Source organism: Oceanicaulis sp., from assembly GCF_051859625.1.
GTDB lineage: Bacteria > Pseudomonadota > Alphaproteobacteria > Caulobacterales > Maricaulaceae > Oceanicaulis.
Genome location: NZ_JBHYFH010000003.1, coordinates 442,251 through 454,340, shown reverse-complemented (window position 1 = coordinate 454,340; position 12,090 = coordinate 442,251). Strand labels below are relative to the sequence as shown.

Sequence of the window (12,090 nt, the reverse complement as noted above, 5' to 3'; positions counted from 1 at the left end):
ATCCGGGAACATGGTCGGGATCGATCAATTCAATATGAAGGAACGATGACAGTTTCGTGACGCAGGCGGTCAGGCTATTGCGCCGCGCTGTCTTCCGTGCGGCGAAGATCGGGGTGCGAAACCGTGTTTGAGGCGGTCGCCACCGGGAAAAACACCGTGAAAACAGAACCGGTCTCGGGCGCGCTTTCAACGGTGAAGCCGCCGCGATGACGATTGACGATATGCTTGACGATGGCCAGGCCCAGCCCGGTGCCCGAGGTCGGTCCGCTTTTCTGTCCGTCCACGCGAAAGAAGCGTTCCGCCAGCCGCGGCAGGTAGCGCCGTTCGATTCCGCCGCCCTGATCGAGCACCCGCACCACGCCAAACCGGGCGTCGGGGTCCAGCGCAGGAGCGGTCAGGGTCAGCCGGCCGGACTCCGGATTGATGCGCGTGCCCAGATGCTCGGCGGCGTCGCGGGAGACGCCATGGCTGACGCTGATGTCGACCTGAGAGCCGTCGGGCGAATACTTGATGGCGTTCTGCACCAGGTTTTCGATCACTTCGTACAGCTGGTCGCGTTCGCCGCGCACCGGCGCTGTCTCGCTGTCTGCTTCCACAAGCTTGAGGGTGATGTTGCGCCGCGTCGCCACAGGGGCGAGCGCCTCGGCGACGTCGGCGGTCAACGCGTTGAGATCGACCTGGCCGGTGGGCGGCATGTGCTCGTTCATCTCAACCCGGCTGAGCGACAGCAGGTCATTGATCAGACGACGCATGCGCTCGGTCTGGACGGTCATGATCCCCAGGAACCGGTCGCGCGCCTCCTCATCATCGCGGGCGGGGCCGGACAGGGTCTCGATGAAACCCGCCAGCGAGGCGAGCGGCGTGCGTAATTCATGGCTGGCGTTGGCCAGAAAGTCCGCGCGCATCCGTTCCGCGCGTTTGGAATTCGTGTCGTCGGCCAGCACCAGCATGGCGCGAAACGGCATCGGGCCGGGCGCGGACAGGCGGATCGGCTCCACAAAAGCGCGCACATGGCTTTCGAGCGGCGCCAGGGTGGAATACTCGACCGTCGACCCGCGATCGCCCCGCAGGGCTGCGCTCACCGCTTCCAGCACGCGCGGCTGCCGCAGCACGGTGGAGAGCAGTCCGCGTTCCGATCCCAGGCCCAGAAAGGTGCGCGCTGCGGGATTGGCGCGCTCGATTCGCCCGCCTGCGCCGATCAGCAGAACCGGGATGGGCAGACGCTCCAGCATGGTGACGCTGGCTTCGCCCTCAAGGTCGCGCGGCGCGTTCACCGCGGTAGGGCGCGGATGCGGTTCAGCTGTGGTCAGGGCGGTGAGATAATAGATTAAACCCAAGGCGATAAAGGCCAGCCCGCCGCCCAGAAAGGCGCCCGCCGACAGCTCGCCCGCCATCGTCAGAACCAGCATGACGCTGAGTCCGATTGACGCCGTCAGGGCGATATCGCGCCGGCGCGGACGGTCACCTTTCAGGCGCTTTTGAGAGGAGGAACGGTCATCAGCCATGTCCTTTCGTAGCACGGGAATGTGACACCTCGGAAACCCTTGTTGTTTTATGGATTCAGCGGGTCGCGATGTGGCGGCAGACGTCTAAATTTTTTGTAATTCGAGAAACTTTTAGCGTTTTTCGATAATCTTTGATTGACTTTCGAGAGCGCGCTTATAGGGTGCAATTCAGGTTTTGTACTTTTTGTTCGGGGGAGGGCCCGTGTCCCTTTTGCGTATTTCACCGTTTTTTGCGCCTTTGTTGCTGGGCGCTTGCGCCAGCGTCGTCACGCCTGGCGCATCGGACCTTGTCGTTTCTCCTGAAACGTTTTCAGCAATCCCGTCGGAGATGGATGCGTCCGCGTCTGACTGGGTCGCGGCGTTTGAGGATCCTGTCTTGCAGGCTCTGGTCTCTGAAGCGCTCGACGCCAATCCCAGTGTCGCAGCGGCGCTCGCCAACTATGATGCGGCGCAGGCCGGGGCGCGGGTTTCCGGCGCCGCGCGTTTGCCGTCTCTGGACGCGTCTGGCGGATATACCGACCAGACGCCGGGCAATACGGGTTGGTCATCCGGTCTTGAAGCCAGCTGGCAGGCGGATGTCTGGGGCCGGTTGAGCGATCAGGCCCGCTCCGGCGCGCTGTCCGCTGACGCTGCTCGTGCAGACTGGTACGGGGCGCGGCTGTCGATCGCCGCCTCCGTGGCGCGGTCCTGGTACGCCCTGATCGGCGCCAGCCAGCAGGCTGCGCTCGCCCAGGCCGATGTCGAGGCGCGCACCAATCAGCTTGAAATCGTCGAGCGTCGCTTCCAGCGCGGTGTTGTCCGTTCCTCGGACGTGCGCACGGCGCGCTCTGCGCTGGCGTCGTCTGAAGCCACTTTGGCTTCGCGTCAGCGGGCGCTGTCCAATGCGGCGCGCGTGCTGGAAGTGACTCTGGGCCGGTATCCCTCCGCCCAGATCCTGCCGGCTGAAGATCTGCCGACGCTGGGCGCATTGCCCAATCCGGGTCGTCCTGAAGCCATGCTGTCACGCCGTCCCGACGTGGTGGCGGCGCAGGCGCGACTGGCGGCGGCGGGCTATTCCGCCTCGGCGGCGCAAAAAGCGCTCTATCCCGGTCTGAGCCTGCGGGCCAGCCTGGGGGATGGCGGCGCGGATCTCGCCGATGCGCTCGATTTTGACGATCTGGTCCGCACTGTCGCGGGCTCCATCACTGCGCCGATCTTTCAGGGCGGCCGTTTGCGCGCGCAACGCGATCAGGCGGACGCCCAGGCCGAGCAGCTCTCCGCCCGGCTGGTGAGCACGGCGCTGACGGCGCTGCGTGAAGCGGAGGACGCCATCGAGGCGGATCGCCGACTGGACCAGCGCGTCCAGGCGCTGACCGTGGCGGCGGATGAAGCCCGCGAAGCTCTGGCTCTGGTCGAGCGGCAGTACGCCTCGGGTCTTTCGACGATTTTTGAACTGATTGACGCGCAGACCCGACAGATCTCCGCGCAATCGCAACTCATCACAGCGCGCAATGACCGGGTCGACAACCGGATCGCGCTGCATCTGGCCATTGCGGGCGATTTTCGCGCCGGCGGCGGCGTCACTGCATCCAATATCGATAACTAGGACATCATAAGACCGGCATACCGGTCAGGGGACAAAAGAGGTTGGTCATGAGCAAGTTTGTTGGTCGTTTGTTGATTTTAGGTCTGCCCGCCGCAGTCCTGGGCGCGTTTATCGTCATCTATATCGTTCTCGCAGCGGCGGCGCCGCAAGCCGAGCGCGCTGAAGTTGTTGCGCGGCCGTCCGCGGTGTTCGTCACAGAAGCCGAGCTGAGCCCGGTGCAATTGTCGGTCACCACTCAGGGCGAGGTCACCCCGCTCACCGAGATCGACCTGACGGCGCAAGTGTCGGGTCGGATCACTTATGTGAATCCCAATTTCGTGGATGGCGGGTTCTTTGAAGCGGGCGAAGTGCTCGTTCGCCTGGAAGACGCTGATTATCGCCTCGCGGTCACCCGCGCCGAAGCTCTGGTCGCCCAGAGCCGTCAGGCGCTGGTCCGCGAACAGGCCGAAGCCGAGCTGGCCCGTGAAGAATGGGCGTCTCTGGGCGAGGGCGAAGCCAGCGCACTGACCTTGCGCGAACCGCAAATGGCCGAAGCGCGCGCCCAGCTGGCCTCCGCTCAGGCCACTCTGGATGAAGCCCGGCTCAATCTGAGCCGCACGCGCATCACCGCCCCGTTCGAAGGCCGCGTGCGCGCCAAATCCGCCGATCTGGGCCAGTATGTGGGGCCTGGCGCGCAATTGGGCCGCGTCTTCGCCACCAATCGGGTGCAGGTGCGTCTGCCGCTGACGAACGCCGAGCTGGCCACCTTGAATCTGCCGCTGGCGTTTCAGGCCAGCGAGGCCAATCCGGGCCGCCCGGCGCATCTGAGCGCCAATGTGGCCGGTCAGGTGCGAAACTGGGAAGGCCTGCTGGTGCGGTCTGAAAGCGCCATTGATCCGCAGACCCGCACCATGAGCGCCATCATCGAGGTGGAAGACCCTTACGGCGAAGCGGCTGAAGCGGCAGGCGCGCCGCTGGCGGTGGGTCTGTTCGTCACCGCGCGTATTGACGGTCGCGAACTGGACAACGCCATCGTGCTGCCGCGCAGCGCCTTGCGCGGCGCGGACCAGGTCTATGTGGCGCAGCTGGACGGCACCTTGGCCATCCATCGGGTGACGGTGATCGACACCAATGCGGAACGTGTTGTTGTGACCACTGGCATTGAGCCGGGCGACCGCATCGTCACCTCGCCGCTCCGCGGCGCTGCGAACGGCATGCTGGTGCGCGCGCTGGACGCCGATGGCGAGCCGCTCGACCCCGAGCCCGACGCGCAAGACGAGTCCGAAGATGAACCCGCTACCGACGCCATGGTCGAACAGACCGCCACCGCGTCGCGGGCCAATTAATCAGGATTGAGGAGAACGATCATGGTTCATAATCCTGAACATGACCAACACACCGGCATCCTGGCCTGGTGGGCCAAGAATTCGGTGGCCGCCAACCTGTTGATGCTGATCGCGCTGATCGGCGGCGTTGTGGGGTATTTCTCCATGCAACGCGAGAACAACCCCGGCGCCGTGTTCCCCGGCGCGTCGATCTCGGTCGCCTGGCCGGGCGCGTCGCCCCAGGAAATCGAAGAGCAGATCATCGTGCGCATCGAGGAAGCGCTGAGCGATCTGGACGGGGTGGACGAATTGTCCGCTGTCGCCCGCGAAGGCTCAGGCTCGGTCTATGTGTCCGGCCTGCCCAGCCAGGAAGCCTCGTCTTTCATTGACGAGATCAAGCTGCGCGTTGACTCCATCAACAATCTGCCGCGCGAATCCTATCGCCCGCAGGTTTCGCGCTGGCAGAACTCCGACCAGATCGCCGGCTTCGCTTTGCATGGCGAGGTGTCGCGCCGCGATCTGCAACGGATCGCCCGCGAAATCCGCAACGAGATTTCCTCCACCATTCCCGGCGCCTCATTGGTTGAGGTCAACGGGGTGCTGGGCGAAGAGGTGGCCATTGAAGTCTCTGAAGAAGCCATGCGCCGCTATGGCGTGGGTTTCGCCGAGATCGCCCAGGCGATCGCCAATACCTCCATCAACACGTCGGCGGGCTCGGTCCGCACCGATCTGGGTGATGTGCGCATCGCCTCGCGCGAGCTGGCGGACACCGCCTATGACTTTGAAAACATCATTGTGCGTCAGACGCCCGATGGCGGCGTTGTGCGTGTGAGTGATGTGGCGACCGTCATTGACGGTCTGGTGGACGCCAATCTGAACGCGACGTTCAATGGCGAGCAGATGGTGATCATCGCGATCCGCTCCACCGGCAGCTCGGACATCATCGACGTGTCCAACGCCATGAAAGCCTATCAGGAGCGCAAGAACGCCGAACTGCCCTCGACCGTCCAGTTGTCGGTCTGGTGGGACGGCGCGGACCAGTTCAATTCGCAATTGCAGGTGATCGGCTCGTCCGCCCTGCTGGGTCTGGTGCTGGTGCTGGGCATTCTGGTGCTCTTCCTGCGGCCCATCGTGGCCTTCTGGGTGACCATCGGCATCGCCACGGCCTTCGCCGGCGCGTTCCTGGTCTTGCCGATGATCGGCCTGACGCTGAACTTCCTGTCGCTGTTCGCCTTCCTGATCGTGATCGGGGTGGTCGTCGACGACGCGATCATTGTGGGCGAGAACATTCACGCCCGCGTCGAACGTGGCGAAACGGGGCTGACGGCCGCGGTCGTGGGCACCCAGATGGTGGCCAAGCCGGTGGTGTTCGCCGTGATCACCACGATGATGGCGTTCGCGCCCTGGATGATGCTGTCGGGGCCGGAGGTTCAGTTCACCCGGCAGATCTCACTGGTGATCATTGCGGCGCTCAGCTTCTCGCTGATTGAATCCCTGCTGATCCTGCCCGCTCACCTGGCGCATATCAAACCCCAGCGCACGGACGGGTTCTTCGGGCCTTTCATCAAGTTCCAGGCGATGATCGCCGACAGCCTGCTCGGCTTTGCACACGCTGTGTACGGTCCGGTCCTGGCGACGGCGATCCGCTTGCGCTACGCCACTTTGACGTTCTTCATCGGGGTCTTCGGCCTGGCCATCGCCCTGCAGATGAACGGCTATGTGAAGTCCGCCTTCATGCCTGAAATCGAGAGCGACCTGATCCGGGTCAACATCCAGCTGGCTGAAGGCACGCCCTGGTCGCGCACTGATGAAATCCGGGCGCGTCTGGACGAGGCCGAACTGGAAGTCCAGCAGGCCTATCGTGAAGAATTCCCCGACGAGGCCGACATGATCCGCTCGCGCTCCACCCTCGCCACCGATGGCGCGGTGCGGGCCTGGATCAACATCGCGCCGCCTGAAAACCGTCCGGGACGGATCCCGACCGCGGATGTGGCGCAGCGGCTGCGGGACGCTCTGGGTCCGGTGCCGGACGCCGAGGAAATCCGCTTCGAAGCCACGCTGAACGGCAATGGTCCGGCGATCCAGTTTGCGATCAACCACCCCGATCTCGACGTACTTCGGTCTGCGGCGGCGGAGCTGCGCCAGCACCTGGCGACGTTTGAGACCACCTATGACATCGTCGACAATCTGCAATCCTCCGCTGACGAGCTGCGCCTGACCCTGCGTCCCGACGCCCGGGCGCTGGGCCTGACGCTGGCGGATGTCACGCGCCAGGTCGGCCAGGCCTTCTATGGCTATGAAGTCCAGCGCCTGCCGCGCGACGGCGAGGATGTGCGGGTGATGGTTCGTTATCCCCGGGAGGCTCGTAACAGCCTGGATGCGGTGAACAATCTGCGTATCCGCACCAATGACGGCCGGGAAGTGCCGTTGGCGGCTGTGGTCGACGCCGAGTTCGCGCCGGGGATCAACCAGATCCGTCGCCGTGAGCGTCAGCGCACCGTGACCGTCAGCGCCGAGCTGACCGATAATGACGCGGCGGCCAGCATCCGCGAGGAGCTGGAGGAAGAGTTCTTCCCGCAGTGGGAAGAGCGCTATCCCGGCATCTCCACCGGCGCCATCGGCGAGGCGGAGGGCGAAGCCCAGTTCCTGGCCGAAGTCATCAAGTATCAGCTGATGATGTTGGTGATGATGTATGTGCTGCTGGCGGTGGCGTTCCGGTCCTACGCCCAGCCCATCATGATCATGACCGCCATCCCCATGGCCTATGCCGGGGCGGTGTTCGGTCACCTGATCCTGGGCGAGCCCTTCGCGCTGTTCTCCATGTTCGGCATTGGGGCGGCGGCCGGGATCGTGATCAACGACAACCTGGTTCTGGTGGACTTCGTGAACCGGCTGCGTGAACGCGGCGTGGGGGCCATGCAGGCCCTGGTGGATGCGGGCGTGCAGCGTTTCCGTCCGATCCTGCTGACCACGGTCACCACGTTTATCGGCATTCTGCCGATGATCGCGGAACGCTCCACCGCGGCGCAGTTCCTGAAGCCGATGGTGATTTCACTGGGCTTCGCGGTGATCTTCGCCCTGTTCCTGACCCTGCTGATGGTGCCGGCGCTCTATGCGATCGGCGCGGATATCGGCCGCTTCTTCAAAGGTCTGTGGACAGGCGAGAAACAGCCGCGGGTCGGCGACAGCTATATCGGCCATGACTCTGGCTCTGAAGGGGTTGATGTCGGCCATCCTGAAGAGGGTGCGGCTCCGGCTGAATAAAACCCTCACCTGACTGCCGCGCGGGGCTCCGCCTCACAGGTTCCGCGCGGCAGCTTTCTACTCAGACGCCACGCTTTTTCAGGCGTCCGCAGCAAAAATCTCAAAGGGGAATAGTATGAAACACCTCATGACCGGCGCCGCGTTCATCGCGCTCGCCGCCGCGGCGCCCGCCTTCGCTGTTCAGGACCCGGTTCTGGGCGATTTCGGCTTTGACGCCACCGGCATGAACGCCGCGCTCGATCCGGGCGACGACTTCTTCCAGTTCGCCAACCAGGCCTGGCTCGAGCGCACCGAAATTCCGGCGGACCGCTCCAATTACGGCATGTTCACCAAGCTCGCCATCGAAGCGGATGAGCATGTGCGTGAGATTGTCGACGAAGCCGCCGCCACCGACGCCGCCATGGGCTCGAACGCCCAGCTGGTCGGCGATCTGTTCAAGTCCTGGATGGATGCGGATGCGATCAATGCGCGCGGCCTGGCCCCGGCCCAGCCGTATCTCGACGAGATCAACGCGTCGTCCAGCTGGGAGGATTTCGCCCGGCTCTTCGCCACGGTCCATTATGCCTCGCCCTGGGGCGTGGGCGTGATCCCTGATCCCGCCGACACCAGCCGCTACACCCTCTATATGGGCCAGGGCGGTCTGGGGCTGCCCGATCGCGATTACTATCTGGAAGACGATGAGTCCTCCGCCCGCTATCGCGAGGCTTATCTCGCCTATATCGAGCGCATTTTCGATCTGGCCGGCATTGACGGCGGCGCCGACAAGGCCCAGGCGATCATGGCGCTGGAAACCGCGCTGGCGGACGTCCACTGGACCCAGGAGCGCACCCGCGAGATCACCGAGATCTACAATGTGATGACGCTGGATGAAGTGGTCGAGCTCGCGCCGCAATTTGATTTCCGCGCCAATCTCGAGCGTTTCGGCCTGGGCGGTCAGGAAAGCTTCATGGTCGCCACGCCGAGCGCCATCGCGGATGCGGGTGAGATCTTCTCCAACACGGATCTGGACACGCTGAAGGCCTATATGACCTTCCACTTCCTGTCTGACCGGGCCAGCTGGCTGGGCGATGACTTTGATCAGGCCAGTTTCGAGTTCTTCTCGCGCACCCTCAATGGCGTGGAAGAACAGCGCGACCGCGACAAGCGCGGCGTGGATCTGATCGGCGGCTCGCTGGGCCATGCCGTGGGCCAGATCTATGTGGAGCGTCACTTCCCGCCGGAATCCAAAACCCAGATGGACGAGCTGGTGCTGGGCCTGCGCGACGCGTTCCGCATTCGCCTTGAAAATCTGAGCTGGATGGATGACGAAACCCGCGAGCAGGCGCTGGAGAAACTCTCCACCTTTGAATCGCGCGTCGGCTATCCGGAAGTCTGGGACACGTATGAGGGTCTCGTGATTTCAGCGGATGATTATTTCGGCAACCGCATTCGCATGGCGGAGCTGGGCTGGGCGGAGCAGCTTGAAGACCTCGCCGGTCCCGTGGATCGCCGCGAATGGAGCTGGCCGCCGCAAATCGTGAACGCCAGCTATAATCCGCTGCTGAACCAGATCACCTTCCCGGCCGGCATCCTGCAGGCGCCGTTCTTTGACCCGAACGCCGACATGGCGGTCAATTTCGGCGGCATCGGCGCGGTGATCGGGCACGAGATCGGCCACGGCTTTGACGACCAGGGCCGTCGCTTTGACGCCCAGGGCCGTATCCGCGACTGGTGGACGGCTGAAACCAATGAGCGCTTTGTCGAACGCTCAGACGCTCTGGTCGCCCAGTATGACCAGTTCGAACCGCTTGAGGGCCACACCGTCAATGGCCGTTTCACCCTGGGTGAAAACATCGGCGATCTGGGCGGGATGGAAATGGCCTATTCGGCCTGGCGCGCCTATGTGGATGAGCATTATGACGGCGAAGCGCCGGTCATTGACGGCTTCACCGGCGATCAGCGCTTCTTCCTGGGCTGGGCCCAGGTCTGGCGCCGCCTGTATCGCGAAGACAATCTGATCAGCCGTCTGCGCACGGATCCTCACAGCCCGTCCGAGTATCGGGTCAATGGCGTGGTGCGCAATATCGACGCCTGGTACGCCGCCTTCGATGTGGATGAGAGCGATGATCTCTATCTGCCGCCCGAACAACGCGTTTCGATCTGGTAGACCAACCTCTGATCGGAACCGTTGAAGCCCGGCGCCTTGGCGCCGGGCTTTTTCATGGGGTTAGCCCAGACTTTCAGCAATTTCACTTGTCATCCACCTTGGCGACCATGAGGGTGTGCCACAATTCTGACATCGTCCGGCGAACCGGGCAGGCGTCAGCTATGACGACCAAGGGGAAATACATATGAAGCAAATGCTTTTGTCGTGCTCGGCGCTTGCCGTGCTCAGCCTTGCGGCGTGCGGTCCGGCCGATACGTCAGCAAACAATACGGCAGCGTCTTCTGGCGCCGCTCAGACCGAAACCGCCAGCCCTGTCGCGTCTGCGCCCGTTTATGGCGAGTTCGGCTTTGACGTCGCAGGCATGAACACCGACATCAATCCAGGTGATGATTTCAACCATTACGCCAACGGCGGATGGATCGACGGCACCGAGCTGCCGGGTGATCGGTCACGCTTCGGCATGTTCACGGTTCTCTCTGAAGAAGCGGAAGAACAGGTTCAGGAGATCATCTTCGAAGCCGGTGAAGCGGACGCTGCGACAGGGACCAACAACCAGCTCGTGGGCGATCTTTACGCCAGCTACATGAACGAGGCCGCCATTGAAGCTGCGGGCGTGACGCCGCTGCAGCCATACCTGGCCGAAATCAATGCGGTGCAAACCCTTGATGACGCCGCGGCGCTGTTCGCCACCGTGCATCAGCAATCGCCCTATGGTTTCGCCGTCTGGGCCGATCCGGCTGATCCGACCATGAACGCGCTGCGCCTGTTCCAGGGCGGCCTCGGGATGGGCAATCGGGATTACTATCTCGATGAGGGCGAGCGTTTTCAGCAATATCGTGACGCCTACACCACCTTCATCGCGCGTATTTTCGAACTCTCCGGTATTGAAGGCGGTGAAGAGAAGGCGCAAGCCATCCTCGCTTTTGAAACGCGTCTCGCAGAGGCTCACTGGACCCGTGAAGACAGCCGTGACGTCACCCAGACCTACAATGTGATGAGCGTGGCCGAACTTGATGAGCTGGCCCCGGCGCTGAACTTCCCTGAAGGCATGGCCAATCTGGGTCTGACCGTGGACGAGCTGATCGTGGTTCAGCCCACTGCGATCGCCCAGACCTCCGAAATTCTGCAAGACACCGACATTCAGACCCTCAAGGACTGGATGGCGTTCAACTTCATCGCGGACCGCGCGAACTGGCTGAACTCTGATTTTGAAGAAGCCAATTTCGATTTCTTCGGCCGCACCCTGCGTGGTCAGACCGAACAGCGTCCGCGTGATCGCCGTGCGGTCAATCTGGTGGGCGGCGCCCTGGGCCATGCTGTGGGCCAGATCTATGTGGAGCGTCATTTCCCGCCGAGTTCCAAAACCCAGATGGAAGACCTGGTCGCACGTCTGACCACGGCCTTTGAATCGCGTCTGGAAAACCTGGAGTGGATGGATGACGAGACCCGCGCTGAAGCGCTGACCAAACTGGCCGGTTTCGAAGCGCGCATCGGCTATCCGGAAATCTGGGATTCCTATGAAGGCCTTGAGATTTCCGGCGATGACTATTTCGGCAACCGCACCCGGATGGCCGAATTCAACTGGGCCGAGCAGATCGAAGATCTTTCAAGCCCGGTCGATCCGCGTGAATGGGGCTGGCCGCCGCAAATCGTCAATGCGAGCTATTCGCCGCTGGCCAACCAGATCACCTTCCCCGCCGGCATCTTGCAGGCGCCCTTCTTTGACCCGAACGCCGACATGGCGATCAATTTCGGCGGCATTGGCGGGGTGATCGGCCATGAAATCGGTCACGGCTTTGACGATAACGGTCGTCGCTACGACGCCGAAGGGCGTCTGCGCGACTGGTGGACCGATGAGACCAATGAAGGCTTTGAAGAGCGTGCGGCCCAGCTGGGCGCTCAATACGAAGCGTTCTGTCCGGTTGAGGGCCAATGCGTCAGCGGTCGTTTGACCATGGGTGAGAACATTGGCGATCTGGGCGGCCTGCAGATGGCCTACACCGCCTGGCGTCAATATGTGGATGAGGTTCATGGCGGTGAAGCCCCGGTGATCGACGGCCTGACCGGCGATCAACGTTTCTTCCTGGGCTGGGCCCAGGTGTGGCGCAGCCTGATCACCGAAGATGCGCTGCGGGCGCAGCTGTTGGGCGATCCGCACAGCCCGGCGCAGTACCGCATCAACGGCGTCGTTCGCAATCTCGACGCCTGGTATGACGCTTTCGGCGTGACCGAAGAGGACGCGCTTTATCTGCCGCCAGAACAGCGCGTGCGCATCTGGTAAGCGCA

General features: G+C 63.1%; 6 protein-coding genes. 5 read left to right on the top strand and 1 reads right to left on the bottom strand.

Features of this window, described 5'->3' with window-relative positions:
- Positions 1-74: 74 nt before the first annotated feature.
- Positions 75-1,505, bottom strand: a complete 1,431-nt coding sequence (locus ACTIGF_RS15400; RefSeq protein ID WP_439637706.1) for a sensor histidine kinase — start codon at positions 1,503-1,505, stop codon at positions 75-77.
- A gap of 202 nt (positions 1,506-1,707) precedes the next feature.
- Between ACTIGF_RS15400 and ACTIGF_RS15395 the strand changes: the two genes are divergently transcribed.
- From ACTIGF_RS15395 to ACTIGF_RS15375, 5 genes are all read left to right on the top strand, one after another.
- A complete protein-coding gene (locus ACTIGF_RS15395) occupies positions 1,708-3,090 on the top strand; it encodes an efflux transporter outer membrane subunit (protein WP_439637705.1) in 1,383 nt (460 codons plus the stop codon).
- 47 nt (positions 3,091-3,137) lie between these two features.
- Complete coding sequence (locus ACTIGF_RS15390; RefSeq protein ID WP_439637704.1) at positions 3,138-4,415, top strand: efflux RND transporter periplasmic adaptor subunit; 1,278 nt, start codon at positions 3,138-3,140, stop codon at positions 4,413-4,415.
- Positions 4,416-4,436: 21 nt separating this feature from the next.
- Positions 4,437-7,658: an efflux RND transporter permease subunit gene (locus ACTIGF_RS15385; protein ID WP_439637703.1), complete on the top strand. Its 3,222-nt coding sequence runs from the start codon at positions 4,437-4,439 to the stop codon at positions 7,656-7,658.
- 115 nt (positions 7,659-7,773) lie between these two features.
- Positions 7,774-9,804 (top strand): M13 family metallopeptidase, encoded by a 2,031-nt coding sequence (locus tag ACTIGF_RS15380; protein WP_439637702.1) that lies wholly within the window; start codon positions 7,774-7,776, stop codon positions 9,802-9,804.
- 184 nt (positions 9,805-9,988) lie between these two features.
- Complete coding sequence (locus ACTIGF_RS15375) at positions 9,989-12,085, top strand: M13 family metallopeptidase (RefSeq protein WP_439637701.1); 2,097 nt, start codon at positions 9,989-9,991, stop codon at positions 12,083-12,085.
- The last annotated feature ends 5 nt before the right edge of the window (positions 12,086-12,090 follow it).